This window comes from Acinetobacter sp. LipI_23, assembly GCF_058243045.1.
Genome location: NZ_JBZAYJ010000001.1, coordinates 2,368,767 through 2,395,659 on the forward strand (window position 1 = coordinate 2,368,767; position 26,893 = coordinate 2,395,659).

General features: G+C 40.1%; 36 protein-coding genes. 5 read left to right on the plus strand and 31 right to left on the minus strand.

From position 1 onward, the window contains the following. Window positions 1–46 precede the first annotated feature (46 nt). Window positions 47–421 (plus strand): hypothetical protein, encoded by a 375-nt coding sequence (locus AC4CVD_RS11645; RefSeq protein ID WP_490753154.1) that lies wholly within the window; start codon window positions 47–49, stop codon window positions 419–421. A gap of 117 nt (window positions 422–538) precedes the next feature. On the opposite strand, the gene AC4CVD_RS11650 is transcribed toward AC4CVD_RS11645, so the two are convergent. Beyond that, window positions 539–808, minus strand: a complete 270-nt coding sequence (locus AC4CVD_RS11650) for an Ogr/Delta-like zinc finger protein (protein WP_490753155.1) — start codon at window positions 806–808, stop codon at window positions 539–541. A 113-nt stretch (window positions 809–921) separates the two neighbouring features. Here AC4CVD_RS11650 and AC4CVD_RS11655 point away from each other — a divergent pair, with 113 nt between their 5' ends. Both AC4CVD_RS11655 and AC4CVD_RS11660 read left to right on the plus strand, forming a co-directional pair. Continuing rightward, entirely contained in the window at window positions 922–1,125 is a 204-nt protein-coding gene (locus AC4CVD_RS11655; protein WP_490753156.1) for a Com family DNA-binding transcriptional regulator, read from the plus strand. Further along, entirely contained in the window at window positions 1,088–1,894 is an 807-nt protein-coding gene (locus AC4CVD_RS11660) for a DNA adenine methylase (RefSeq protein WP_490753157.1), read from the plus strand. Before AC4CVD_RS11655 ends, AC4CVD_RS11660 begins: the two co-directional genes overlap by 38 nt. Here the strand turns inward: AC4CVD_RS11660 and AC4CVD_RS11665 are convergent. The 28 genes from AC4CVD_RS11665 to AC4CVD_RS11800 form a co-directional block, all read right to left on the minus strand. Next, window positions 1,891–3,381, minus strand: a complete 1,491-nt coding sequence (locus AC4CVD_RS11665) for a contractile injection system protein, VgrG/Pvc8 family (protein WP_490753158.1) — start codon at window positions 3,379–3,381, stop codon at window positions 1,891–1,893. The genes AC4CVD_RS11660 and AC4CVD_RS11665 overlap by 4 nt on opposite strands. After that, window positions 3,381–3,806, minus strand: coding sequence for a phage tail protein (locus AC4CVD_RS11670; protein ID WP_490753159.1), 426 nt, complete (start codon window positions 3,804–3,806; stop codon window positions 3,381–3,383). The genes AC4CVD_RS11665 and AC4CVD_RS11670 overlap by 1 nt, the downstream gene beginning before the upstream one ends. 11 nt (window positions 3,807–3,817) lie before the next feature. After that, window positions 3,818–6,511: a phage tail tape measure protein gene (locus tag AC4CVD_RS11675; RefSeq protein ID WP_490753160.1), complete on the minus strand. Its 2,694-nt coding sequence runs from the start codon at window positions 6,509–6,511 to the stop codon at window positions 3,818–3,820. Further along, complete coding sequence (locus AC4CVD_RS11680; protein WP_490753517.1) at window positions 6,508–6,669, minus strand: GpE family phage tail protein; 162 nt, start codon at window positions 6,667–6,669, stop codon at window positions 6,508–6,510. Before AC4CVD_RS11680 ends, AC4CVD_RS11675 begins: the two co-directional genes overlap by 4 nt. Further along, complete coding sequence (locus AC4CVD_RS11685; protein ID WP_490753161.1) at window positions 6,636–6,992, minus strand: phage tail assembly protein; 357 nt, start codon at window positions 6,990–6,992, stop codon at window positions 6,636–6,638. Before AC4CVD_RS11685 ends, AC4CVD_RS11680 begins: the two co-directional genes overlap by 34 nt. A gap of 71 nt (window positions 6,993–7,063) precedes the next feature. Further along, a complete protein-coding gene (locus AC4CVD_RS11690) occupies window positions 7,064–7,579 on the minus strand; it encodes a phage major tail tube protein (protein ID WP_490753162.1) in 516 nt (171 codons plus the stop codon). Between the two features lie 16 nt (window positions 7,580–7,595). Further along, a complete protein-coding gene (locus tag AC4CVD_RS11695) occupies window positions 7,596–8,768 on the minus strand; it encodes a phage tail sheath protein (RefSeq protein WP_490753163.1) in 1,173 nt (390 codons plus the stop codon). A gap of 101 nt (window positions 8,769–8,869) precedes the next feature. Further along, window positions 8,870–9,157: a phage tail protein gene (locus AC4CVD_RS11700; protein WP_490753164.1), complete on the minus strand. Its 288-nt coding sequence runs from the start codon at window positions 9,155–9,157 to the stop codon at window positions 8,870–8,872. A 9-nt stretch (window positions 9,158–9,166) separates the two neighbouring features. After that, entirely contained in the window at window positions 9,167–10,549 is a 1,383-nt protein-coding gene (locus tag AC4CVD_RS11705) for a phage tail-collar fiber domain-containing protein (RefSeq protein WP_490753165.1), read from the minus strand. 42 nt (window positions 10,550–10,591) lie between these two features. Then, window positions 10,592–12,604, minus strand: a complete 2,013-nt coding sequence (locus tag AC4CVD_RS11710) for an autotransporter outer membrane beta-barrel domain-containing protein (RefSeq protein WP_490753166.1) — start codon at window positions 12,602–12,604, stop codon at window positions 10,592–10,594. Beyond that, window positions 12,604–13,203 carry a phage tail protein I gene (locus AC4CVD_RS11715; protein ID WP_490753167.1) on the minus strand — a complete coding sequence of 200 codons (600 nt, stop codon included), beginning with the start codon at window positions 13,201–13,203 and terminating at the stop codon, window positions 12,604–12,606. The genes AC4CVD_RS11710 and AC4CVD_RS11715 overlap by 1 nt, the downstream gene beginning before the upstream one ends. Continuing rightward, on the minus strand, window positions 13,200–14,114 hold the full coding sequence (locus AC4CVD_RS11720; protein WP_490753168.1) for a baseplate assembly protein: 915 nt from the start codon (window positions 14,112–14,114) through the stop codon (window positions 13,200–13,202). The genes AC4CVD_RS11715 and AC4CVD_RS11720 overlap by 4 nt, the downstream gene beginning before the upstream one ends. Further along, on the minus strand, window positions 14,111–14,455 hold the full coding sequence (locus tag AC4CVD_RS11725; protein ID WP_490753169.1) for a GPW/gp25 family protein: 345 nt from the start codon (window positions 14,453–14,455) through the stop codon (window positions 14,111–14,113). The genes AC4CVD_RS11720 and AC4CVD_RS11725 overlap by 4 nt, the downstream gene beginning before the upstream one ends. Then, window positions 14,455–15,081 (minus strand): phage baseplate assembly protein V, encoded by a 627-nt coding sequence (locus AC4CVD_RS11730; RefSeq protein WP_490753170.1) that lies wholly within the window; start codon window positions 15,079–15,081, stop codon window positions 14,455–14,457. The genes AC4CVD_RS11725 and AC4CVD_RS11730 overlap by 1 nt, the downstream gene beginning before the upstream one ends. 72 nt (window positions 15,082–15,153) lie before the next feature. Further along, window positions 15,154–15,606: a phage virion morphogenesis protein gene (locus AC4CVD_RS11735; protein WP_490753171.1), complete on the minus strand. Its 453-nt coding sequence runs from the start codon at window positions 15,604–15,606 to the stop codon at window positions 15,154–15,156. A 14-nt stretch (window positions 15,607–15,620) separates the two neighbouring features. Further along, window positions 15,621–16,115, minus strand: coding sequence for a phage tail protein (locus tag AC4CVD_RS11740; protein WP_490753172.1), 495 nt, complete (start codon window positions 16,113–16,115; stop codon window positions 15,621–15,623). Continuing rightward, entirely contained in the window at window positions 16,112–16,351 is a 240-nt protein-coding gene (gene lysC, locus AC4CVD_RS11745; RefSeq protein WP_490753518.1) for an Rz1-like lysis system protein LysC, read from the minus strand. The genes AC4CVD_RS11740 and lysC overlap by 4 nt, the downstream gene beginning before the upstream one ends. Beyond that, window positions 16,236–16,652: a DUF2570 family protein gene (locus AC4CVD_RS11750; RefSeq protein WP_490753173.1), complete on the minus strand. Its 417-nt coding sequence runs from the start codon at window positions 16,650–16,652 to the stop codon at window positions 16,236–16,238. Before AC4CVD_RS11750 ends, lysC begins: the two co-directional genes overlap by 116 nt. Continuing rightward, the gene (locus tag AC4CVD_RS11755; protein ID WP_490753174.1) at window positions 16,649–17,503 is read right to left on the minus strand and encodes an N-acetylmuramidase domain-containing protein; all 855 of its coding nucleotides are present in this window, start codon (window positions 17,501–17,503) and stop codon (window positions 16,649–16,651) included. Before AC4CVD_RS11755 ends, AC4CVD_RS11750 begins: the two co-directional genes overlap by 4 nt. After that, window positions 17,500–17,772, minus strand: a complete 273-nt coding sequence (locus AC4CVD_RS11760; RefSeq protein WP_490753175.1) for a phage holin family protein — start codon at window positions 17,770–17,772, stop codon at window positions 17,500–17,502. Before AC4CVD_RS11760 ends, AC4CVD_RS11755 begins: the two co-directional genes overlap by 4 nt. Further along, complete coding sequence (locus AC4CVD_RS11765; RefSeq protein WP_490753176.1) at window positions 17,769–18,125, minus strand: putative holin; 357 nt, start codon at window positions 18,123–18,125, stop codon at window positions 17,769–17,771. Before AC4CVD_RS11765 ends, AC4CVD_RS11760 begins: the two co-directional genes overlap by 4 nt. A gap of 6 nt (window positions 18,126–18,131) precedes the next feature. Beyond that, window positions 18,132–18,344, minus strand: coding sequence for a tail protein X (locus tag AC4CVD_RS11770; protein ID WP_490753177.1), 213 nt, complete (start codon window positions 18,342–18,344; stop codon window positions 18,132–18,134). Between the two features lie 6 nt (window positions 18,345–18,350). After that, window positions 18,351–18,584: a hypothetical protein gene (locus AC4CVD_RS11775; RefSeq protein ID WP_490753178.1), complete on the minus strand. Its 234-nt coding sequence runs from the start codon at window positions 18,582–18,584 to the stop codon at window positions 18,351–18,353. A 2-nt stretch (window positions 18,585–18,586) separates the two neighbouring features. Then, on the minus strand, window positions 18,587–18,829 hold the full coding sequence (locus AC4CVD_RS11780; protein ID WP_490753179.1) for a hypothetical protein: 243 nt from the start codon (window positions 18,827–18,829) through the stop codon (window positions 18,587–18,589). After that, a complete protein-coding gene (locus AC4CVD_RS11785) occupies window positions 18,826–19,275 on the minus strand; it encodes a head completion/stabilization protein (protein WP_490753180.1) in 450 nt (149 codons plus the stop codon). Before AC4CVD_RS11785 ends, AC4CVD_RS11780 begins: the two co-directional genes overlap by 4 nt. Before the next feature lie 120 nt (window positions 19,276–19,395). Further along, a complete protein-coding gene (gene gpM / locus AC4CVD_RS11790) occupies window positions 19,396–20,199 on the minus strand; it encodes a phage terminase small subunit (RefSeq protein WP_490753181.1) in 804 nt (267 codons plus the stop codon). 4 nt (window positions 20,200–20,203) lie between these two features. Continuing rightward, on the minus strand, window positions 20,204–21,208 hold the full coding sequence (locus AC4CVD_RS11795) for a phage major capsid protein, P2 family (RefSeq protein WP_490753182.1): 1,005 nt from the start codon (window positions 21,206–21,208) through the stop codon (window positions 20,204–20,206). A 43-nt stretch (window positions 21,209–21,251) separates the two neighbouring features. Continuing rightward, window positions 21,252–22,100: a GPO family capsid scaffolding protein gene (locus AC4CVD_RS11800; protein WP_490753183.1), complete on the minus strand. Its 849-nt coding sequence runs from the start codon at window positions 22,098–22,100 to the stop codon at window positions 21,252–21,254. Between the two features lie 185 nt (window positions 22,101–22,285). Between AC4CVD_RS11800 and AC4CVD_RS11805 the strand changes: the two genes are divergently transcribed. After that, window positions 22,286–24,055 carry a terminase large subunit domain-containing protein gene (locus AC4CVD_RS11805; protein WP_490753184.1) on the plus strand — a complete coding sequence of 590 codons (1,770 nt, stop codon included), beginning with the start codon at window positions 22,286–22,288 and terminating at the stop codon, window positions 24,053–24,055. Then, window positions 24,052–25,113, plus strand: coding sequence for a phage portal protein (locus AC4CVD_RS11810; RefSeq protein WP_490753185.1), 1,062 nt, complete (start codon window positions 24,052–24,054; stop codon window positions 25,111–25,113). The genes AC4CVD_RS11805 and AC4CVD_RS11810 overlap by 4 nt, the downstream gene beginning before the upstream one ends. A 33-nt stretch (window positions 25,114–25,146) precedes the next feature. On the opposite strand, the gene AC4CVD_RS11815 is transcribed toward AC4CVD_RS11810, so the two are convergent. Continuing rightward, window positions 25,147–25,764, minus strand: coding sequence for a hypothetical protein (locus tag AC4CVD_RS11815; RefSeq protein WP_490753186.1), 618 nt, complete (start codon window positions 25,762–25,764; stop codon window positions 25,147–25,149). 32 nt (window positions 25,765–25,796) lie between these two features. Continuing rightward, window positions 25,797–26,789 carry a hypothetical protein gene (locus AC4CVD_RS11820; RefSeq protein WP_490753187.1) on the minus strand — a complete coding sequence of 331 codons (993 nt, stop codon included), beginning with the start codon at window positions 26,787–26,789 and terminating at the stop codon, window positions 25,797–25,799. Between the last annotated feature and the right edge of the window lie 104 nt (window positions 26,790–26,893).

Below are 26,893 nucleotides of genomic sequence, written 5' to 3' on the forward strand. Positions count from 1 at the left end.
CGCTATGACAATATAGCCACACTTTTTTAATAAGTTGATAAAAATTATGATCTTGTATGGTTACCAATTTTTCGTAATTGACCACTTTTGGGAACTTGCTCCTACTGTCGATCAATTCTTTAAAAATTTAGTCGATCTTTATCCGGCTAAAGAAAATGTAGATGAATTTCAAAGCATGTTGTTTACAGCAACCGCTAAATGGAAATATGCACAACAGTTAGCTGATGAATTGGGCTGGGAAGGTGACTTTGTAGGTGAACCTAGAGTTTTTTACTTACCAGATCCAGCTAGTATGGCTATAGACTACGGTTTTGTTTTTAAGCAATACAATAATGGTATGACATACGTCATTTCACCAATCCATTTAGATTACCTTGCTAACTTTGATAATGTTGAATATAAAACATTAATTATTGACTGATATTTTTTAACTAAATTACAAAAGAAGGTCACTCACCGTGGCCTTTTTTATTTTCGTTATACGTAGCCAACCACTTTATCGGAGCATCCCCCTAGGCACCGATTGCAAATAGAATATTCAGCCATTTCCATCATTCTTTATATTTTCGTCATTTGCTGCTTTACGTTCTGTTAACTCTTGAATTGTCTGTAATCTGATTTCCAGATTTGGCTTCGCGCTTGGTGATATTTCATGGGTTATTTCCAATATTCCACCTGCCGCAAAACTACACTGATAATTGCTGCACTGGAGATAAATATTTCTAAGCAATGCATGAACGGACCTGCTGCTTTTTATTGTCATACCAGCAGTGCAATGAGGACATTGATAGCTTGCTTTTCTTCCCATAAAAAAACCCAAAAGAATAAATATTTAACCATTATATTATCTTAGGTTAAATATTTGTTATTTTATTTTAAATTTTATACTATTCTCTTCGTTTTTCTGATTTAGAAAATTAAATGAAGAATTTGAAATGTTGCTGCTGTTATAAGTTGCTAGCAAAGTCCAGTAAATTTGATCAAATCGAGATTAAATGTCCCCGCTGTAAAACCCTTAATACTTTTTCGAGCACCCTGAGTGCCTTACCTGAACGCCCAGAGCGTCCTTTAACCACAGGTAAGATTGATGAACAACTCTTCTGCAATACCGCAATACAATCCTAAAGGGCATAGCTTTTCTGGCTGGCTAGGTGGGAAATCCCGACTTTCACGCACTATTGTGGAAATGATGCCTGAACATAAAACGTATGTTGAAGTGTTTGGAGGTGCGGGCTGGGTACTGTTTAAAAAAACGCCCTCTCGCGCTGAAGTCATAAACGATGTGAATGATGACCTGGTAAATCTATACCGTATTTTAAAATTTCATTTTGATGCCTTCCTAGCTGAATTTGAGCACCAATTATTTTCACGAACTATTTTTAATGACATTCGGAAAAATGAACGTGGCCAAACTGATATTCAACGTGCTGCCAATTTCTATTATTTGCTTCGATCCGCTTTTAGTTGCCAGCTAGATGGCAGCTTTTCTTATAGTCGTGACCGTAAAACCAGTTTAAAGCTGGGTAAGGAATTACGAGAACACTTGAGTTCTATTCATGACCGGCTGCAAAATGTGGTCATTGAAAATGCCAGTTATGACTATGTAATTAAACGAATGGATGCACCGGAGACATTGTTCTATCTGGATCCGCCCTATTGGGACTGTGAAAATGATTATGGGGAGGGAATCTGGTCTAAACAGGATTTTTATAACTTAAAAGAGCAGCTGGACAACATTCAAGGCAAGTTTATTTTAAGCCTGAACGATACGCCTGAAGTTCGTGAACTGTTTAAAGATTATAAATTTGAGCAGAAAAAAATACGCTGGTCTGTAAATAACAAAGCAGCGCATGAAGCTCACAATGGTAATGAACTGATTATCACCAATTTCTAATTGTCAGCTTTAACTTGTTGCAGCATGTCCTTTTTCGCATTAAGCCGTGGCATTTCACGGTTTAATGCCTTTTCCGCTGCCAGTTTCGAATGGTACAAATGATCAAGTATTTTGGGATTCGACTGATCTCCTTTTGTCACTACAAACCGTGGCTGCCTTGTTTTAGGATTTGTTGTGTAAAAGGTTTTTAAGCCTGTATAGGGCTTAATATCCAATTCATTATGCGCTGAAAATTTACCTGTTTCCGTATCTAACAAAGCATATTCACGTTCAAGACGCGATTGTGCGGCATCTTTAGTTACATATAAGCGTGTGAAATGTTTAGGATTGGACTGATCACCTTTTTTCAGTGGTATAGCTTCACTTCCAGACTGATAATAGACGACCACTCCTGTCCATTTTTTGTCTTTTTCCGCTTCAAACTGGTCTTCAAACAATTCAGCTACATCGTCTGCATCCGGACAAAAAACTTCAAGTTCAAGACCGGTGGTATAGCCATTGTCTGCATCCAAGGTATGGATAATTCTGGTGCCCAACCAGTAAATATCATCTATCTGTTCTTTTAAACCATCAAACAAATAGGTCATTTCCGGGATAAGTTCAGGTTTACCCAGAGCAAGGTTATAATTGAATGTGACTGCGGTACGTTTTAAGTCTGCCAGTTTAGCTTTAGCCGCCAAAGTTGCGGACTGTTTGTCCTGGTAAATATGGCGAAGTTCTTTAATATTCTGGTTACTTGCATCGCCATAAACGACTTCCAGTTTTTTTGCCATAATTACATCGTAATACCAAGCCCGGACAGCTGTAATTTCCTCACCGCCATCGGTATCGCGATAGCTATGATTGTCACCCTGATTACGGGTAATGAGAAATGTTGGCAAGCTTTGTCCTGAAACGGTCTGAGCTGCCCCTTTAGGCATAAACAACAAGGTGCCATTTTTAACCGATGCAATTGCATCATGCTCATCTGCTAATCGGGTCAGCAAATTTGCATTTGATTCGTTTTGTACCAGATTGATAATTTTTCGTGAAGCCAGTGATGGATGCACGATTACATCCAGCTCATGTTCAAATGCAATGATCTGCATAATTTCTGAAAGTATGACGTTGTTAAAACTGCGTTCTTTTTTCTGCTTGAGACCAGCTTTTAAGTCTGCACTGGTAGCGCGTATAGTCAGCACATCTGGTGCACCGCTATGTTCCAGTTCCTTCACGATATACTGGCCTTTATAGACCAGCCCTTCATTGCTCCAACCGATCCAGACCTGTATTGAAACGCCTTTTGGCGTAATGTGAAGTAGACCGTCATGGTCTGAAAACTTTAATTCAAGTGAGTCTGATTCCAGACCACGATTGTCTGTAATCACCATACTCTGGAAGCGTTCAACAGCTTCTTGACGAATATCTTTGCCTTCAATTTTCAGCTTAAAAATGGCTTGAGGGTAGCTGTCATCCAGTTTATTGATGATGGTAGATACAATGCTCATTAGAATAAGCTCCCTGCTACTGCACCCAATACCCCAGAAATAAGTGAACCTGCAGATTTATTTTTACTGATTTTCAAGCTAAATTCGACTTTGCGTGGTTTGCCGTTTGGAAAAAAATAGGTCTGGGTTTCATCAAGTGAATCAATTTTCCACATGCCATAGATTTTCCCGTTGCCGGCAATGAGAGGGAACGACATTCCCGTATCTCCCATAAGTCGCAAAGCAGTAATGGACATCTGCATGCCAAATTCTGGAACGATAGAGCCTTCCAGAGTGATAGTGTCCTCTCCTGGACCGCAATATTGATATGCCGGTGCAACACCTACGCGAGAATTACTCGCGTGTCTCCAGCTGGTGCTACGTTGCAGGCTTTGGTAGGTGGCGGTTGGTATTGAAAATACGAACATGCCAAAGATCATCATCATTTGTATTTTCCTTATTCTGAGTCTTGATAACGGTCGCGTACACGCTGCATTTTCTGACGTTCGCGCTGATCCAGCATTTGTCCGACCATTTGAGCGATCTGCTGTACTGACTGCCCCGGCTGTGCATGAATATGCATAGTGATGGTGTCGCCCTGAACCGTGATGGCACCACTATTGCTGCCGACTGGCTGAGCATGTGAAGTTCTGATTTTTGCCAGAGCCGGTGCAACATTAATTTTTTGCATTACTCCGGACATATTGGGACTAAAAATACCGAGCACGTCTGCAAACTTGGTTTTTAGTTCTGGAAAGCCCTGTTGCAGACCTAAGCCCAAGCCTCCCATGATGTGACCGCCCAGCCCTGCCATAACACGCGATGGACTTCTAATTTTTTGTTTTTCTTTGAAATAAGAAGGTATATAGCTTGTCACTTCTGACCAGATTGATTTGAGTTTGTTGAAACCTGATTTAATACCATTAACCAAACCGTCAATGATCATTCCGCCAAAGCCGGTAAACTTGCCGGGAAGTTCAATGCCGAACCAGCTTAAAACCTTGGCAAATACGCTGTAAAACAGCCCCATAGGCGACCAGTTCAGGATAAGTGCACTCATGCCTTGAATACCGCCTGAAAAGGCCGTCTTGGCTTCGGTAATGCGTGCTCCGAACCATGTTCCAATCGGTGCAAAAATGGCTGTGATTTTGGTCCATAGATCACTAAAGAATGCGGAAATAGGTCCCCAGTTCTTGTAGATAAGATAAGCAGCGACTGCAATGGCTGTGATGGCCAATAGAATTGGGTTGGTCAGGAATAAACGCCCCACCCACATAAACACATTGCCCAAGCCCATAAATGCCATTTTTACGACATTGAATATGGCGGGTAATATCGAAAATGCCCGAGCGAATACGGCCGTTGATCCAGTGAACGTTGCCATGACCAGCCGGAAACTTAACATGCCCAGAATAAGCGGTGAAAAGACTGCAAGTGCGCCACCAATGACGATGAGACTGGCTGCAATACCCAGCAAACCGACGCCAAGCATTTTAGCCAGAGTTGGATTACGTTCCATCCAGCCATTAAAGCCTTGAAGCGCACTGGTGGCAGTTTCGATGGCTTTGGTATAAATGGGTAAAATTGTGGTACCGAACTTGAGGTAAGCATCATGCAGTTTTGCCTTGGCTTCAACTTCTTTACCCGTCGTTGTTCCCATTGCTTTTGAGCTCAACTGGTCAATGTCATCTGCACCAGCATTGAGTTTAGCGTTCTTGTGAATCTGTTCACGTTGCATATACATTTGAGCAAACAGGTTAGATGCAGTTCGGTTGGTGAAGATACTGCCCATTGCATCAATAATATCGCCTTCTTTGGTAATACCTTTGGATTTCAATTGCGGTACCAGCACCTGTTCCATCCATGCAAACTGGTCTTTCTTAAACAGCGCTGCGCCTTTGATTGCACCGACATCCAAGAAAGAAATCTGGCCACTTTTATCGTGTTTTAATTTACTTGGATCTTCGATTAATCCGAGATTCATTAAGTTATTTGCTGCCCGCTTGGTGGTTCGGCCTTGGTATACGTTTTGATACGCTGACATCATGGCGGTACCGACACGGAAGCCCCCCATTTCCTGAACCAGAGGTTCCAATTTGTAGTAGAACGCTTTGTTATCGATGCCTTTGGCTGCAATACCACCGGTCTTGATCACGTTGAGCCATTCTTCAGCCTGAACACGTCCTCCGGTTGCAGTAATGACCTGCTGAATGATATTGGCCTGTTCATGGAAGGCTTTTTCACTTTTTAAGCCGTTACGCATTTCGATGACTTTAAGCATATCCATGAATTTCTTTTCATTTTCTGCTCCAGAGTCACCATACATCGCTTCATTGGCAAATTTCATTTTAGCCAGGGTTGGTGCCACCATTTTTGCATGGTGAACGTCTGCAAATGCGGTGACACCATCGCGTACCAATCCCAAATTATCTAACGTAGAGGTACCAAAAGTTTTCATGGCTCTGGCATATTGAATCGCTTCTTTGGTCGCTTCTTTACCCAAACCTAGAGATGCAATCCGGTTTTCTTCCACATCCATGCGCTTGGTTTCGTCAATCGGTTTACGCATTGAATACATGGCCCCGACGCCAGTTGCTGCTGCACCGGCACCATACATTGCAGCAGAGCGTAAATGCCCTGATGTACGCTGATAGTTCTGCTGCATTTGATTCAGACTTTTAAGCTGTGCTTTTTGCTTATCTATAGATGCGTTTGTACCAGTAATTTTGTTTTTTAAATTCTCCTGGTGTTTTGCTAGATCGGTTGACCTTAAACCCGTCTGATCCAACTCCCGACGCATGGCTAGCAGCTTTGGCCTGCCTTCGGTGACGACCTTATTCAAACGACGGGCTTCAGTCTCGGCTTTTTTAAGTGCAGCCGATAATTGCGAATTCGGATTGCGGGATAACTGGTCTTTCAGCGAAGAAATCTTTTTATTGGTTTTATCGAGTTCCTGAGTAGCCTGCTTAACCTCATCTTTTAGCTTTCTAAACGTCGAGATTTTATTTTGCTGGCGTTCCAGGTCTTTTAATTGGTCGTTGGTTTTTTTTAAAGCCTTGCTGGCAGCATTACTGCTGCCCACAATGACCTTTAAAGCGGGGCTTAAGCTGTTTTTTGCCCCAAAAATTACTTCAAGTTTTAACGCTTTCATTCGGCATCGGATCCATTTCGTTCAATGGCTTTTTGATGCCATTGCATCAGTTCTGTAAGAGACATGTCATCATAGGTTTGCGGGGTCCAGTTAAAGACCACCGCAATATCGGCGATCGCGTCTTCTACTGTGGGAGTGACAGTTCCGCACGCACTGATTTCGGTTGCAAAAAATAGATAACTGCTGCACCCAACTGGATAATGTCCACTGGATCAACCAAGGTATTCAGTTGTGACTGGTTTAAGGTTGGAGTAGTACATAGCGGCAAGATGGTGCAAATGGAGTTCACGTCACCATTTAAGATTTCAGAAATACGGATTTTTCGAAGTGCCGGTACACTTGGCTTACGGACTTCAATTTGGGTATATGTTGCCGATCCAATTGTAATTGGCTCCTCCAGGTCTACAGTTTGAATGTCTGGATTTAGGCTAATAAGTTTTAGATTTTCAATTTGCTCTGGTGTTTGTTCTTGATTTTGCATTGCATGTTCCTTGAAGAAAATTTAAATAAAAAAACCTTCTGCAGTTTGAAAACTACAGAAGGGTAGGAAAACTAGAGACCAATGTTGGCAAGGTGTTTTGCATTTAGATCCACACCATCAACAATGAAAATATTGTTCACAATATCGATTTCAATGATGACAACGTTATCGATACTGAGTTTGTAATATGACCAAATAGTTTTGATGGATGTTTCAGTGTCATCCCCTGCTTTTTGGTTGCCGAAATCAATTTCTTCATGACGACCACGAACCACGATTTCGACAGCCGAGGTATCACCTGTATCATCACGCTGATATGAACCGGCAAAACGCAGCATGTGTGCGCCGACTGTGGCTGCACCAAACTGTTTAATCACCAGTGCATCAAGTCCGCCCAATTTCCAGTTGAATTCTGTCGCGTCATCGCCCAGACCAAGATCAATCTTGACGTTGCCCTGCATGCCACCGCCACGCCAGTCTTCCAGCTTGCGGGACAGTTTTGGAATGGTGACCTCTCCTGTCAGGCCAAGGTAAGAATTACCTTCGTTAAACAGGTTCATCATTTTTAATTTTTTGGGTAAAGCCATCGCTCATATTCCTTTTTTATGCAGTCATACGTGAAGCAAAATCAGCCAAGTACTTATCTGTAATGCGCTGACGAAGGGTTAAGTCTTCTAAAGGCGGTACAGGTGTGTAGTCATAATCCAAAATTAGCTGACCATTTTTAAGTTGCTCTTTGCTGTTCGCATTTGGGTCAAACCAGCACGATGCATCGATAATGTAGCCAGCCGTTTTTAAATCTCGGAATTTGGCATTGATGCCTTCTACGATGTCACGTGCCAGGCTTGGGTGAAGTGGTTTGTCTACTGCCCACATATGCCCTTCAGCCATGGTATCGGCAATGATTTGTGCGGTACGGGTATAGTTTTCAAACTGGAACAGCGGATCTGCAGAACAGGTACGTGAACCCCAGAAACGGAAGCCATCGCGCTGAATTAAAGTGGTGATTTCGTTTGAGTTGAGATAACCGGCATCGGTATCCATGCTTTGCAATTGCCAGTACACATCTTTGGAAATACCAGTTACGCCATTCACAGGAACGTTTGATAGGGTTTTATGCCAGCCAATGTCATTGTCGATTTTTGCGCGTAGCCCTAATGCTCGAGCAGTTGCTTCAAAAGTCGTGGTTTCTGACTTAACCGTGTCCCAGCCCAGGAAGTCTGGCCAGATGATCATGGTTTCACGTGAGCCGATTGCATCACGATAAGCAGCTGCTTCTTCTTTTGTTTCACAGCCATAAGCAGACACATAAACGAAGGCACGAAGCTTTTCTGCAATACCACCAAATGCTGATGCTACCGGAGCAGAATCTAGTCCAGGTGCACCTAAAATGCGTGGTTTTACTTTAAGGTTCTGTTCAGCAGTCAGCAAAGCTTTCATGCCTGTATATTTGCCGTTGACCTGACCACCAATGACTGCAGTGGTTTGCTCTGCTTCATCGGCTTTTTGTTCTACACGAACAACGACAATGACAGCATTGGTCTGGTCTGCAATGGCCTGAAGTGAACGTGCTAGCGTTCCTTTAGTCCCTGCTTTTTCGATTGAACCTTGTACGTTGGTTAAAAGTACTGCGGTGTCTAATGGAAAAACAAAAGGATCTGCATCTTCTGCAGTTGCTAATAAGCCAATGACAGCAGTTGAAACGGTCCGAATGGGACGTGTGCCTTCATTGAGTTCGTAAACCCGGACACCGTGATGATATGAATCTGTAGCCATAAAATTAGCCTGTGATCTGTTGTTTTATATTCAGATCACAGGCTTACAAAATGGCATTTTAATTGCGATGAGATGCTGTTGTATTTAGGCTTTTTACAACACTACCCGTTTTGATTGATCAGCTTTAGTACATCTGGATTTTGTGCCAGAAACTCAGCCAGTTTTTCTTCTGGCGATGTGATTTGCTGAACTTCAGGCTTTTGGATGAGTTCCCATTTAAAGCCATTCCAACGTGGCCATTGGTCTTCTGGCCAATTTTCAGGTGGTGCAACTTCAACACAGCCTGCAGGCAATAGAAAAACACCAGGTTCAAGTGGTGATTCATCCGCAATGGTTTCACCAACAAAAAGCCCAGAATAATTGGTTTGATAAACGGTGATCTGATTCATGGTTTATTCCTAATAACGGATGCAGGCAAGCCAAGCAATATTACGTGGACGGTTTTCATTTCCGACTGTGCCAGCTGGGTTTGGATTTTGATCAAGGTATTCGGCACCATCATTTGTAAAATATAAATAGTTATCCCAATCGATACCACCATTTGTACCCATATGCCCACGCGTTGATGAATTTCCGAAAATCCAACCACCAGTGGCTTCACCAAAACTTAAATGTTTATGTTTAAGCACTTGTTGAGTTTGCTTACTACCGACTACACGCCCAGCATCAATACCGCGACCATCATCGGCATAACGTGGAAATTCACCACGTGCATCTGGTAAGTTAAAGGTATTCACGCCATCACCAGCGCCAAAATAAGTACCAACAGCTGAAAATAACTCAGCATAGGCGCTACGTGATACGGCTGCCCCATTACATTTAAGCAAACGATATCCAGTCGGTATATTCTTTGATGCGAGTGTTACAACAGTACCTGGAGAGCAATCATTAAACTTGGCCTCTTCAGCACTCATGACACCCAAGTTCTGACGTGCCAACGGCTTGTCTGGTACATCTGCAAGATTCTTATTTTGTGCAAGTGGATAAGGCGCTGCGCCTAATGGTTCATTTTGAACAATCAGGATTTTTGCACCTGGATAAGCCTTGCCTAAAGTGATACGTGTGGCAGTAGTTGCAAACCAACCGTCAGCCCCAGCTTTATTGGTAATACGGTCGCCATTGATATATACCGCTGCACCAGTGGTGGTGGTTTCACTGAGATCGACAATCAGTTGATCCGCGACCAGTGACTGTTCTTCTTCAATCGTGTTGACGAATACTTCTGCAGATCCAGCATCTCCCCATTCTGTGTCACCATCGGCATTGGTTTTTTTCTTGAGTACTTGGCCAATGGTACCACCTGGAAACATATTTGCAGGGGTCAGTGTATTCAGGATCCATTGATGCGTTGCGATAATCACATTGGGGTCGAAGTTTAATTCAAGTACTTCAGGATTTGAAATCACAAATGGAATTCGATAAACAGAATCTTGTGTGACACCTTCTGCCAATGTTGGTTTATGAACCTCAGGTGTATTGCCGACTAGCACCATGTTTCCATTGCGGTCAAATAGCGCGATTTCACGAACCACAAAGCCTTCAACAGTCACTGGAATGATCATTTCAGCAGTGTATTTGTTTTCGTTTTCTGGGTCTTGATAAATGCGGTTGATGGTTGCACGGTATCGTTCACGCACCAATTGAGTCATAGACTCAATCGGTTCAATTGAATTTCCACCGCCATCACCCACGGCAAAGTGAGTGAGTTCGATAGTTCGCTGTTGGCTGACGGCTTGTGAAACGAGTGCAAGGCCAAGGGCTGTGTAGATTGTTTTATACATAAAAAAATTTTTCTATATTTAATATGGAAGAAATTTAGTTTCTTAAATAGAAGCTATAAAAGAAACAGTGATTTGCGTGTTTATTACAAGTGAATTATCTGCTCGCTTTTTTACTGTTATTAATGACTGAGATCCGCCATTTGCCACAGCGGAAATATCACAGTAATATTCTGGGCTATTTATAAGATTAACGATTAAAGATTTTGGTGCTGAAATCAAACCATGAGATATGACAAGATTTCCTAAAGAATTTGTTGTTCCCGTCCATGTTGAAATGTTTTTAGCACGATAAACATCTGATAAATCTGTATTACTGCCCAAGTCATTAATAACAAGTATATGACCTGAAAGTTTGTTTCCTATTGCACCATTACCGATACTAACTCGACTATTATTGCAAATAATAGTGTTTCTATTACCATTAACAGATAATCTGGCTTTTGAATTGTAGATGATAATATTATTGTTGCCAGAAACAAGTAATCCAACATTCAAATCTAAAATATCGTCATCAGTAAGTACTAAAATATTATAGTTACCAGAAACAACACTATATTTATTCGCTTTTCTATCTGATACTGAAAGCAAAGCTAAGTTATTATTTCCTGATAAATTTATATCAGCTTCAGGGCAAAAATTTGAAATTAGAGTAACTAAGTTTGAATTTGTGCCTATTCGTGCTGATGAACCACCAGCTTCACTAACTATTGAATCAATGCGATTAGCACCTTCACCCCGATCAATACTGACTATTGATAATGATAACTCTGTAATGTTTGAATTTGAAAGAATTCCACCTGAAACACTTTTAACAATTATCGTTCCATTTTCAGGCATCGGATTGCCTTCACTAATTATTGATAGTGCCTCATTTCGTACCTGAATAAGTTTAAATGTGACTGTACCTTGTGTAAGTATTGAATTAGTAGGTGGAACAATACCGGATGCAGAATTAAATCTAATAATATATTGCGTATCATTAGTTTCAGCTGGATATGTATCTACACCGTATTTTGATAGTGTTGGATTTAAACCAGTTTTAAATATAGACCCTGAGAAGCGAGTTAAACCTAGGTAGTTCAGTTTTGCACCGACACCACCGGAATCAACAATCATCATATCTGAGATGATATGCTTACCTCCAGCTCCAAGATTACTTGTTGATGCATTAAACCCGTCATGCCATGTATTTTCTGAATAGTTTGCTGTAACAATATTATTTTTATTACCACGCTGAAAACTAAAAGAAGTCCATTTGTCACGAATAATATTTAGTGCAGCAATATTACCTTTAGATAAACCTGCAAGACGAATACCTGAATTTTGACCACCATTATTAATTGTTGTTTCATCCGGTGTAAAAGTGTTATCACCATCTGAATGTGCAATATTACCAATGATACGTGAATAACTTGCTTGCAGATTTTGAATAACGAAACGTTTAGATTTTCTAAAGTAGTTGAATGCGGCAAGGTTATCTTTAGAGCCATAGCCATCTTTGCCATATGTAACTTCAGATGCTCCGAAAGTTACACTGTTTTCAGTATCATCAAATTCACATTCAATGATGTGGGTATTTTCACCTGATCCAACATTAAAAGCAGCAAAATCATCTGATGTGGCAATAGGCATTGAACCAAACTTTAAAAATCTCGCTTTAACGTGTTTTACAAGATTTGTTAATGTATTGTTTGGATCACCTTTATACCAACCAACAAACAGAGTGTGTTTATTCTGATTCGGTTGATATAATGATGTGTCATTATCACCGACTAGTTCTGTATTGTCATCACTGATTGGAACTTGATTAATAATGCTACTTTTTGTATTAATAAAAATGCGTTTATATTTTTTTAATGCTGTTGATAACTTATTCGTATCATCAACTTCATTAAGATCTGACAAGAAAAGAAATCTTTGTTTAAGAAATTCTGTTCTATTAGCAAGTGATTTAGCTTGCTCATTCATATTTCCATTTAATCCACCACGTGCAAGTTCAATTGTTTCAAGCTGACGCACTGGTGACCAATCTACTTTCGATTCTAAATTTGCCATTACATATCTACTCCATTCAATTTTTTTGTACCGTCGAGTGCCCAAGTGCCATCCAAATGCAAGCCACCTGCAGATTTCACAAACTCAGATTCATGGCCAGCTTGAGTCACAGCATTGACTTGCAAATTTGATGGGCTTTCTAATAAGACCGTGGTATCAACTAAGTGCGAACGTAAGTTTTTATATGCACGCACGACTTTAAATAATTCTTTGTAATCAGTAATGGATACGCTGTCTTGGCTAGTCTGAATATAAAGTTTGAATGTGTATGGCTTACCAACTGGCACCATGTTGAACCATTCCTGGACGATCACTGGAAAGCCTAAAGAATTCAAAGCGACTTCAAGTGATTCGACTGTGCCTTTAATAGAATGGTTATAAAGTGAAGTTTTAATCACTTGACGTTTCTGTGCATCCGACCAGTTTTTATTCCACACATCAACTGAACGTTCCCATGCTAACCAAGGCAGAACTTCAACTGGGGCATTCATTGGGTCATTGAAACTGCGAATATTGATTTCAACATTTGAAACACGTGCAAAGGCTGCTTCAAAATTCTGTTCAAACTTGGTGGAGTTTGGGGGCAAAAGCTTATTCATACAGTTGCCCTCACAATATTGATACCAGTGCAGAAAGCCACTTGGCCAATTGATGTATCGATATTACCTGCAGGTGAAATTAGATTGACTCGACTGACACCAGGCTGATGCAATGCTTGATAAATCCCCGATAGAGAAATTCCATCATTAAATGAATGGCTTTTTTTCGTATATTCTTGTGCTGCCTTATAGCAACTGTCCAAGACAATATTTTCATCTGGACCTTCATCAATAAATATTTCAGCATTGATGCTGTAATTTAAAATTGATGCTGAATAAATGATGGGTTTATCTGTCAAAGGTCTTACTGATTTTGCATTTAAAGCAGCACTAACAACATTAAGTAAGTCTTCTGGAGCTGTACCATCACTTTCATTTGAAAGTACATAAATATTGCAAATGCCAGTTGGATTGCCGGTTTCATCTAAAGGCGCATAAGGGTAAATATCTTTGACACGTGGGTCAGCATTTAAGCCATGAAAAATATATGAACCTTCGCTTCCAGCTGTGGTCTGACCTTCGGGTGCAAGTTGCACACGTTTACGCAAAGACTCGTTAGACTCTTTCACTTCTGGAGTCTTATCAGTTGCTTCACTAATAATGCGTCGTTGCAAATTACGTTCAGCTGCTTTGTGGTCTAGATCTTTATCAGCTGAATATGCAAGTAAAACTGAGAGAGCCTGATTATTCGAATCTTGCCGTACTATTATTTCACGATAGGCAAAAGCTTCTGCAAGCTTCATTGCCGGATCCGATTCAAGCAGATCTGGGAAGTCTGGCTGTACTTCACGAATCCGTTGATAAAAGTCTTCCAGACCTTCTTTTAATATAGTTTCAAAATCAATTTGTTTAATTACGTCGGGTGGCGAAAGTAATGAAAGATCAATAGCAGTATAAGTATTAACACTCATGTTAAAGCTCCGATAGAAATAGGAATGCTCATATTTAGATTTTGGCCTGATTGAATAAGAACGGCTTCAATGTCCAGCACCTGTTTTCCTTGTTCCTGGCTACTGATAAAAATCTTGCTAATTTCAATGCGGGGTTCCCAACGTAAAACTGCCATGTAAATGGTGCTATAGCACTTTAAATACAATGCTTCACTGGTTGGCTGATCGATGAGGTTGGCCAGTTGTGTTCCATAATCCCGACGCATGATTCTTGAGCCAATCGGGGTACTAATTAGGTCAGCAAGCGACTGTTTGATATGTTCAATCTCATTTAGAGGTTTTCCATTTTCCCGCGATATCATTATTGTGGTCCTCCAGTCGGACTTGGACCTGATTGAACACCTGAATGTGTGTGTTCGGTTAAACTGATAGAACCTGCTTTAACATCGGCTTCAGTACTAAAGTTACCGGTTGAATGACTGCTGCCCTGGACAAGCTGACTGCCACCAACGGTATTATTTCCAGTCATGGCAATACTGCCGTTGACCTGGACATTGCCATTGATGGTGGTGTCTCCGTTTACGGTTACTCCACCATCTGCAGTAATAATGGCTTTACCACCGGGTGGTAAAATGGCTGACAACATGTGAGATGAAATGTCATAGGTAAAAATGCAGCCGTCTTCAAAAACACGGATGGTTTGATTCAGGTCATCTGAAGGTGATGGATTATCTATATTGTTAAATCCGGCAATGGCCACGCCCATTTCCAGTACACCTGATGGACTAAGCACCATTACTTCTTCACCAATCGTTGGCGGATCCCAAGTCTTGGTTTTTCCTGCCCTTAATGTAAGAAAACGAAGTTCGGCAGTCGTAATCGCGCCTATATTGACGGTGACTGTCGTAAATGGTTTAGCCGGATGTATGGTCTTGATCGTTCCGAAACGAATGATGTTTTCAAGACGTCGATGTAGGTCTGCGCTCATGCTGCAATCGTGTTGCAGTCATTTATTTATTGCATGTGGTTGCTGTTGTATTAAGGGTTTTTACAACTCATTTTAGGATTTGACTGACAGATAATCTAAAACATCATTTTCAATCATTTTGATTTCTTCTTCGGTAAAACCGAGTAATTCACGGCTGTCATATTTTACAGTTGGGCCATCACGATCGACTTTATCCCTTAAACCGAACTGGTGAACCCTGGCAATAAATGCAATACGTCCAGTAAAGCCGACTGCGACCCCCTGCGGTGTTCTTTGCACTCGCATATATTTGGCATTTTTGATGACATTGAACATCTTGTTTTTGATTTTGTTTTTTTTATCACGTAGCCGGTTTTTTCGTGGGACGTAGGCACTGCCGTCTGAATTTTGCTGACTTGTAATTCGTTTTTTTTGGGATGCCCGGAGTTTTCGGGCAATATTCATTTCAAGCTTACGTCGTTCAGCATCACTTAACTGTGAAAGCATGGTTCCCAAATAATCGGTCAGTACTTCTAGATCGGCCATACGTTATCCAAAAATTATTGGTTCGGTTCCGCAGACATCCATTCTGCAAGTACTTCGCCTGTCTGTTGGTCAATGAGTTGCATTTGCTGTGCATCTAATGCCGTTTCATACTGAGGCTCATCCGGAAAACTGGTTTTCAGTGTGCCGTCATCCTGGCGTTTTACAATAACGCGTTCAGTTAAAGGAAAAGTAAGCGATAGATCGACAGTGTTATTATTTAAAATAACGGTTTCAAACTTAAATGCTTCTTTGTTTTTGTCCAGATTCATGAGCAGTTCAGACTGATTGACGCGCACCCAGTCCAGCAATGGAATCATGACTGCATCTAGTTCCCCAGCATATTCAGTCAGAATAAAATTAAGGTCATAGACGTATTCAAATGAAAGTCCACTTGCACCGGTGCAACGGACATTGCCTTTATCTGTAAAAATCAGCATCCGTTCTGGATCTCGCTGTAATTCTCTTACTGCAGCAAGAATATGTGTTCTAAGACTATCGGGCTTTTTCATTTCGTTTGTTCCTGGATCTTGATAACTGAATCAACTTTTGCAGCACACAATGCTCTCGCCAGTTCAGTGGTTTCTAATCCAAAGATTAAATCTTCATTGGTTTGAATATTTAATAAAGGCTTATTGCACGGGGTTAGAACTGGATAAAGCTGTGTTGACAACGTCTGTCGATCTGGCGTTGTTGAACAAGCTACGAATAGAATCGGGAACAGGCTGACGAGCCCAAGTTTTAGCATCTTGATCATGAGTTAAAATCTCTTTAATCGTGATTTTTCGTTGTTCTGAATTTGCCTGCAGCTCATCCTGAGCTTTTTGCAAGTCAGCAATGGCCTGATTCTGGCTAGTGATCTGCTTTTGAATATAGGCAATGTTGGTGTTTTGGGTATCGATCAGCTGTTGCTTTTCGGTGAGCTGGGTTTCTAGTCTGCCAACTTTTTGATTCAAACCGTTGTAATGTTTGATTCCCAGAAAAACACCTAAGGCAATTAGCAAAGCTAGGATTAACTTTGCTATTGGATCCAGAATTAAAGCATTCATGCAGCCTTTTGCTCCCCATAGATCGGTTCCAAATGATCCCATTCTTTTTGGAACTTTGCCTGGTACCCGAGTTTTTTATAGCTTGGCCCGTTGTATAAGGTGAATACTGATCCCCAATCGCCTGCACGTAATACATCGATTAGAGTAATTTTTTTGCCATTCGCAGTGCCAGTTTTCCATTCAATAAAACGAATAAATGCTTCTAGCTGTAAAGATTCACTGGTTTGCATTTGAGTTTCAAAATCAAATACTGAGCTATAACCTAGCTCTTTCCAGTTTTCACCCATAATCTGGAACTGGCCCCAGCTGCAAGACATAAGTGCTGCTTCAGCACAAATATTCTTTGCCAGACTTAAACGGACATATTCAGCTTCATCACCTTTGTAGCCACCAGTTGCGGTGTTTACCAGATTTGGATATTGCTTCATCTGGGCATTTGCAAATGCTTTGCCTTTTAATTGCACCAGGTAGAAATACATGCGGTGACGTTCAAACAGGATTTTAGCCTTGCCATTTTTAAGGAACCCCACCCCACGGCCTTCAGTTGCACCGAACACACGGATGGCCAGTTCAGATACTTTTAGGCGTTTAGCTGCAGCAATATAGTCGCTGTCTTTTAAAAACTTGGAAACGCTTTGGCCAGCCAGTGCTGCACGTGTTTTGTCGCCCACTTTACCGTCGGCTAAAATGCCTACACTTTTCTGGAACTGAAGTACTGCATATTCCGTACTTTCTCCAAAAATTCCATCTGTACTTAAAGCCTTGCCACTTTTACTTTTTAAGCCAATGTTTTTTAATTGTTTTTGTATAATGACTACAGCATCGCCACGTGCACCAAATTTAATAATCATGTCGGACTCCAGAGAAGTTTGGCCACATTGCCTTTTGTTTTATAGAAAATTACTGCAAGCAGCACAGCAAAGAATGCATCCCAAACGGTGACAGGGTCTTTAAAGAACAGGATGTGGACTGCTTGGCCAAGACACGCAGCAATCAGCATAGCTGCAAGCCATGCGTAGCCGCGATGAAAGTCGGCACCATTGCGGTTATAGCAAATGATGCGAAATGCACAGAACAGGTATGCGACTAGGGCAATAGCCTGAAATAAATGTTCAATCATGATGTTCCCCCATTTTTAATCGCTTTCCAGATTTCTGATAACTTCGCTTTTTTAATCCAGTCCACGGCTTTTACTAGAATAAATAATGAAAATATTGCTGCTAACAGTGCTGCAGTTGCGTCACTGGTGATCATGGTTCGGCTCGTAATTTCAGGTGCAAGCAAATAGCCAATGCCGGTAGATAAAAGCATGCTGCGTAAACGTTGCCAGGCTGTTAAATCTTTTTCAGTCGTTGCAATGAAAGCTGCACCAAGCACCGCCCCGAGTAATGCATTTCCGTTGATAAACGGAAGAAATGACATTGCACTTAGGGTTCCGACTGTTGCTGTAGTTGCGGTTGCTGGTTCTGCCATTTTTTATTAATCCCATAGCTGGATGGTTTGTTTAATTTGTTGCGGTACTTCAATATCCGGCAGAATGACTTCGGTTCCCATGGGAAGAAAAACACCGAATTCGGCAAGTCTTGGATTGGCTTCTAGAACTTTTTCAACTATTCCAGAGCTTCTGCCGTATTCTCGCCAGCAAATCGCATCCACTGTGTCGTATTGCAAGGCGTTAATGGTTTTGGCCATTGCTTCTTATTCCTTACAATCCAAAGTTTCAGTAATTAGAATTCGACAGGAATATGTCGTTGGGTTTATTCCATTTGAATTCGAAATAATTCTGGATTCGACTTCCAAATTGTTCTGCTCTAAATCTAAACCCAATTCTTTAGCCACTTTTGATAATGCTAATCGCTCTAATTCCTTTTGTTCGAAGGTATAACTATGCGAACGCTGATGTTTTTCAATTGAAGAAATATTCATTTTCATATTTAAAAATTCTCGTCTTTCTTCTCAATAAAATGAATAGCGACTGCATTTGCTTCAAATTCAGGAGATATAAGATGTTTTAAGTTTTCTAAATTGGTGTAATAGAAACTATTCTTTTGATCTTTGAGATCTATTCCTAATTTTTCTGCAATAGCCTCTGCAATAAGACTTCGCAACTCAAGAGAGTCTAAAACCGCTATTGTCTGTTTAAACTCATCTCTTTTATTTATTGGGAAAACTCTCATATCAATTCCACCACGGTATGGTTTTCACCCAACAATTGCAGAATCGCCCACTGCTTATTTCGACGATAATCATCGACTGTGTATTCCGCTTCTTCTGCTTTTTTGGCACCTGAATTAGAACTGTCATAATTTCGATAATTTTCATTAACTTTAGCTGCAACACCATTGGCCACGGCAGACAGATATAAATAATCAGTTTCGGGCTGATCATTAATTTCTGTGGTTGATAAATCTGAAAGTACTGTTGCCGTGTCTTTCAAAACTTTTAGCAGTCTGTTGACATCGATGACTTCTTCAATGATGGCTTGCTGGAGTCGAGCGTTGGTGACAGATCCATCGATACGGACGATTTCTCGGATGTGATCCAAAGAAATAGACGGATAAAACGGGTCACTTTTGATGTTGATTTGACTTGGTGTGTTATTGCCATTTGCAACGAATCCCATGATGTCCCCTGCCGTTGTTTTTATTGAATATTTGGTGCATGGGTGGGAACAATGGTTTTAATGAGTATTACATTGTAATGACATCACCATTGTTCGCCCATGCGGTGCGTGGGCACTCGGTTAGGTCGCTTTAAACTGCAGGTCACCCTGGTCATCTACGACTTGTGAACCATCTGCATTAAGCAAAGGTTCAGCTTGTTTTGGTGCTGGTGGGGGGAACTTTTTCAACAATGTTTCGACTGTTTTTAAGTCCTGTTTGCCACCACATTTGTCATCCAGTTCAATGGCTCGTTCAAGATAGGCTTGAGCATCTTGAGCGAAAACAATGTCTGACTGACTTGGTTCATCTTTGCTTTGGATCTGCTTGATTGTTGCTTTGCCTAGTGCAACCTGAAGTTTTGCTTTAACTTGGTCTGGCATATCTAAAATTTCTTTTTCGATATCAGTTCGATTAACAAGTTGTTCAAGTTGCTGTAGCACTTCAATTTCAACTTCAGCATTGGTTTTAAGCTGCTTCAAAAATGCATTTGCAATTTCTTCAGTCACCAAGGTCGTCGTTTTACGTTCAAAGCGGTCAGGCATAATCATCTTATGCACAAGTGCAAACTCAGCCATTTCTAATGCTTTGACATAATTTTCAACATCGATACACCACACCAGAACCGTCATGAAAACGACATCTTGAACCGATTTATTGGCTTCAATAATTCCGTCTACATATGGTAGGTATGTTGGTAACAATGCTTTTTTAAGCTGGATTTTCGCTTCAGTAGACTGGATCTGCTTTAAGCGATGACGGTCATTGTTAAGCTGGGCAAGTTGCAATTCATAAAATGATTGATCTTGCATAGTGCCGAATTCAGCAGCCGTTTCGGCTGCTGCTTTAGCACTGTATTTTTGGAAATGTTGACGTGCTAATGACATAGGCTTATACCAATTCGATTTTTTCTGCTAATGCAGCAAGGCCCAAATCTTCAATGTAGTAATCTTCATTTGATGATTCATAATTTTCGATTTGGTCACGTTTTGGATTGTCAATTACAGTACGACGACGAGCACCTTCTTGTACGTAAATCGATAAGTTATCGAAAGTCGTTACAAAGATGGCATCTTCAGGGAAGAACGGTACCGCATAGACAGGTAAGTTACCCATGCGTTTTTGGCTGATAATAATGTCAGCAGCCAATTTTTCAGAATTGTCCTGGTCTTTGTTGACCAATGGGAAATACTTGTCTGCAACCGTTTTTCGGTTACACAGTACAACCAGATCCGGATTGTCCTGGTGAACTTCATCGATCATTTCATTGGTCAATTCCATCACCAATGCATCAACGTTTTTATAGTCCCCAGCTGCACCGATTGTGATTTTTCCAACTGTTGTACCAGAAGACAAAACACGTGCAGGATTTTCTTCACGCATTTTTTGCAGCCAGCCTTTGTTGACATCCTGCAATTTAGGGTTGGCCACAATGTCTGTTGTTGTTGCAATTGATGTGCCGTTAAAGCCGATCATGATGCGGTCAAGACCTTGACGTTTTTGGATTTGACCAGAAAAACGTGCATAGAAATCTTTGAACTTCGCCCACTGATCTAATTTTTGATATTTGATGGCTGTATCAAAATCTGTTTTACGACAGAAATAGAAACGTTCATCCATTGATGATGGATCTGTTGCCTGACGGTCAGTGGTACCGGTATTGGTACGTGATGCGATTGGACGAGAAATACCAAGACCAACAGCAGAACCAGACTGTTCTTCTACCAAAAACACATTAATTTTTTGCAAGAATGCAGAAGATAACTGAATTTTATCTTCCAATTTTTGCTGAATGGATGGCTCAACATTGAACTTTTGTGAAACTTTTTCAACGTTATTTAATTTAGCCAATTGCTTCATTGCAGCATTATATTTAAAACGTGTTTCGTTACGCATGATGGGTACTCTTTTTAATTCTGGAATGGATTAGCGAACTGGATTAGCAATCGACCACTTCATTGAAATTTGAATTACCAGACTTAGGACGAGGTTCGGTACCCGGTTCACTGTCCAGCTTGCTTTTCAATTCGTTAAAGTCTTGTTTGAGCTGCTCATGCTCGGTATTTAAGGTATTAAAATCATTCTCAAGTTTTGAAACAGCCTGACCTTGGTTTGCTGTTTCTTGAGCGATTTCAACAATGGCTTGTTCTTGTTCAGAAAAAGATTCCGCAGACTTCTTCTCTGTTTGTACTTGTTTTGAGAATAGTTTTTTGACTTTATCGAGTAAGCCTGCGGAATAGGATTGCGGCTCTTTGATTTCTTCAAATTCAAGAGCCACTTCTTGAGCTGCAGTAAACAGATTTTCTGGACGCTGTTTTTTGTCAGCAAATGGATTCACTTTCGCACCGGCAGCAAATTGCAGCATTTCGGTACCAAGTGATGCTGGGCTATCAGTTACAGCCAAGCCGATTAAATATGCTGAACCTTTATTTGCAAAGTTTTCATCAATTTCAATCGATGTATAAACTTTTTGCTTTTTCTTATTCAGTTCAATCAGACTTTGGGTTGGCTCAATCTGAGCAAACAGTGCATCTTTTTCTTCACCATCAATGGTGACTTTTTCAGTTTTTAATGCCAATACATCGCCATACATACCAAAAACACTATCTGGCATCACGCCACGAATATGTTCGATATTGATGCGGGCACCATAAGTGTCTGTATTATAGTTTTGCGCCATTTGGAGAATCCAATCGGATTGGATCTCACGACCATCGGTAGTGTCACCAGCTACAGCAATACGAAACCATTTAGATTTGTATTTTTTATCTTTGTCTTCTTTGCTCATTTGCAAACCTATTCGTTAATTATGAACGGATATAAATCACGATTTTGAATATGTGCAGAATGGGCAATGATGAGCAATACAGGCAATTAGATGCTGTTGTATTAAGGCTTTTTACAACTTGGCTCGACTGATAATTAAGTCTTGTACTGCCAATGTTTGCACATTAAAGCAAACAGCAAATGGCAATGAATGACTTATCCCCTATAGCAAATTTGCACCTCATTATGGACAACAAACTCAAGGCTAAGTTTCTGTACTGGCTTGGGTGGAAAATTGTCGATATTGCAGAAGTTCTTAATGAAAATGAACGGACTGTTCAAGCCTGGAAAACACGTGAAGATTGGGAAAAAGAAAAACCCGAAAACCGTGTCGAAAATGCCCTAACAGTCCGTTTGATGGTGCTCATTCTTAAAAATAAAAAGACATCGGGCGATATTAAAGAAATTGATATGTTGATGCGGGCATATAAAGAATTTGCCCGGATTGAAAAGTATCGTAATGATGGTACCGAAGCAGATCTGAATCCAGAAATCCGTAAGCGTAACTCTGCCCCACGGAAAAAAGTTCCGAATCACTTTACCGAAGAACAGGTTGAAGAACTGACTCTGGCATTTGAAGAAAACTTGTTTGATTACCAGTGGACCTGGTACCGAGCTGGTGACCAACGTTCACGAGCAATATTAAAAAGCCGTCAGATTGGTGCGACATATTATTTTGCACGGGAAGCATTGATTGATGCCTTAAAGACAGGACGAAATCAGGTTTTCTTGTCTGCATCAAAAGCCCAGGCACATATTTTTAAACACTATATAAAAGCCTTTGCAGCGGATGTATGTGGGGTCGAACTTACCGGAGATCCAATTGTTCTATCCAATGGTGCAGAACTTTTATTCCTGGGTACAAATTACCGTACAGCGCAAGGTCATCACGGCAATTTTTATTTCGATGAATTCTTTTGGACTCATGGTTTCAATGAGTTGGAAAAAGTTGCATCGGCAATGGCCTTGCATAAGAAGTGGCGTAAAACCTACTTTTCCACTCCTTCCACCATTACTCATGAAGCCTATGGTTTCTGGACTGGTGCACGATTCAATAAAGGTCGTCCAAAAGACAAGCAAGTTAAGATTGATGTCACTCATAAATCGCTAAAAAAAGGACGAATTTGTGAAGATAAAATTTGGCGACAGATTGTCACGATTCTAGATGCTGAAGAAGGCGGATGTGATTTATTTAATATTGATGACCTTCGATTTGAATATTCTGCCGATGACTTTGAAAACCTGTTGATGTGTGAGTTTGTGGATGATGGCCAGTCCATGTTCCCACTCAATATGCTCATGCATTGTATGGTGGACAGCTTAGAAATTTGGTCTGATTTTAAAGTTTGGCATACCCGACCATTTGCCAACAAACCAGTCTGGGTTGGATATGATCCGGCTTTAAGCGGTGACAATGCCGGGCTTGTAGTACTTGCACCTCCAGGTGTAGCCGGAGGTAAATTCCGTGTACTTGAACGTCATCAATTCAAAGGTGATGACTTTGCTCAACAAGCCGAGCATATCAGAAGTATTACTAAACGGTACAACGTGACTTATATCGGTATTGATACAACAGGTATGGGGGTTGGTGTAGCAGAATTAGTACGTCAATTCTTCCCTGCCGTTCATTCATTCAAATATTCGCCAGAAGTTAAATCACAGCTCGTATATAAAACTTTAGATGTTATCCGCAATGGGCGACTTGAATATGATGCTGGCGATAAAGACCTGACTCAATCATTAATGAGTATTAAGAAAACAATTACTGCAAGCCAAAAACAAATTACTTTCACTGCCGGACGTTCAGAAGAAATTGGTCATGCAGATCTGGCATGGGCACTTATGCATGCAATTTATAACGAACCATTGGCTGGCATAACAGAAACAAATACATCTGTATTGGAGATTTATTCATGAACCCTTTTTCAACAGCTAAAAATTTGATGAACTCGGCTTTAAGCTATTTACCACAATCGGCACAACAATCATTTCCTCAAAAGACTGAAGCGTTTTCATTTGGTGATGCAGTACCAGTACTTGATGGAAATGACTTATCTAATTATATGGAATGTTGGTTCAATGGTCGTTGGTATGAACCACAGGTAAGTCTTGAAGGATTATCTAAAAGTTGGAAATCTACTCCATATTTGAGTAGTGGAATTATTTTTAAACGAAACTTTTTAGCCAACTTATTTATTCCACATCCTCGTTTGAATCGTAAAGCGTTTGAACAAATTGCTTTAGACTTTATTTGGTGTGGGAATACTTATGTTGAGGATATTAAATCCAGACTAAAAAATACAATCGAGTTTAAGCCGGCATTGGCAAAGTACACTCGTGCTGGAGAACATTCAGGTCAATACTTTTATTTAAACCATGGTAATCGTGGGTATGAAGAATATGAATTTGCTCAAGACCGCATTTGTCACATTCGAGAAACGGATATTAATCAGGAAATTTATGGCACACCCGAATATATGTCTGCATTACAAAGTGCATGGCTGAATGAATCGGCCACTCTATTCCGTCGCAAATATTACAACAATGGATCTCATGCCGGTTTTATCTTATATGTGAACGATCCAGCCAGTGATCCAAAAGATATTGATGCTTTACGAACTGCATTGAAAGAAAGTAAAGGACCAGGGAACTTTAGGAACTTATTCTATTACAGCCCAAATGGGAAAAAAGATGGTATTCAAATCATTCCAACTTCTGAAATTGCAGCAAAGGATGATTTTACAAATATCAAATCTATTACTAGGGATGACATACTTGCTGCATTGCGGGTTCCACCTCAGCTCATGGGTATTGTGCCAAGTAATGCTGGTGGTTTTGGTGATATTAAATCTGCAACAGAAGTTTTTTATCACAATGAAATTGTTCCTCTTCAATCACGATTACTTCAGTTCAATGAATGGGCGGGTGATGAGGTGATTAAGTTTAAAGAATATGGTCTGATTCAGTCGAAGTAATTCAAAAAATCCCCGAAAATTTTCGGGGATTTTTTAGTTCTCATGTATTCTTTGACCCAAATAATACAAACCTAAAAAGGTTAATAACATCAATTGCACTAGCAAAAAATTAAATGCGGTCAGACATATAAAATAAACTATCGAATAAGTTAATTGTTCTACAGCTAAAATATCCAGTTTATATATATACCTAAGAATAAGAATAGAGAAATATGCAATTAAACTTATAAATGATAAATATGCAAATAATCTCGCAAGAAATCCTCGTCTCTTAAGCGGTTCATCCTTTTTGATAGGATTTCCATCCACATCAATACTATCAATCTCATAAGTGGGTGCAACTCCATCCATATCTCTATCCATTGTTGGACTTGTCAATGTAGCAATTGCCGCCAAGGCAGCAATATAAAAGCCAGGGATGGTTTGTAAGAATCCTGCAAGTAACGATGAAATATCAGAAGCAAAAATATTTACATCTACATCTTCAGTTATCCTTGAACTAAAATAACACTCCATTCCCACCAACAATAAACTAATAAGAACAGAGATAATTAAAGGTATAAAATAATCAAATGTTTTTTTTGAAATTTTCCCTTCAACTTCCCATTTTATCGCAAGGTAATTTAAAGGTTTAAATACTAATTCAAACATGCCCTTACCCCCTCATTTGCGATGAATTATTCTTAAATATTAGCTTGCATTCTATCACATAGAGGACGGTTCAAAATCACCTTATCCGTCATGGGTTTTCGCAATTTTTCATCTAAGAATTTTTTCTTCACTAATGTAAATTCTTGAACATCAGAATCATACTCAGCAAAGCGATTTGTCCCATTTGAATCAGTAAAATTGATTTTAAATACGGTGCCTTTCAAATCAGTATGCTGACCAATTAAATTATTGAATGATTGGATAATTGCATCTGTTTTCTGTTTAAGTGTTGTTGCGGTACTTGGTACTACATTCACCCCAACTTTAAGACTAATTTTGAGCGCATCTTGTTGAAATTTACCCTGACTATCAAATTGTGGGTTAATTTTGGCAGGTCGATAAAAGTCTACATGTTTAATATTACCATTCGCAAATGCCTCGATAATTTCTTCGCTAAATTCCGACTGATATTCAAACATTAAACGATAGCCCAATGGTTCAGGATTACCATTTTCATCTCTTTTAGTTGGGTGCTCACCCACAAAAAAAGGTTTTTTGGCAGTATCACTTCTTGCATGACTAGTAAAATAATTCAGCGTATTAATGAAAATTCTTGCAGTTACGCCTCTCTCATATTCTGCGGCAAATTGAGCTAAGGTCGGATTCTGTTTATCCACCTTTATCACAATATGCACTCTTTTTTCGGCAGCTTCCGTATTGGCTCTTTTCAGTAATCTTGGTTTATTTGTTTTTAGATCTCGAACGCACGGATCATCTGCTTCAGCATCGGCAACGATGAAAACTAGACGCACCACATAAGCCGATTTATCAATTTCAATATTCGATAAAATTCCACAGAATTTTTCATTCAAGAAACGGTAATGAAAGTTCTCATAACCCCAAGTTTTTAACTGTTCAAAGTATTTGAGAATATCAAATTTGACTTTAGGTAATGAGGCCTTATTAGAGATTGGTCTAACACTCGCCATCATATTATAAAAAGTCACTACGATATTTCCCGACATACTTAACCCTCTAGTTTTAATATAAAAATAGTGCGCTGCTATCTTGACATAGCAGCACACTATCCACAATATAAAAACACCGTAAAAAAACTTGTGTACAGTCG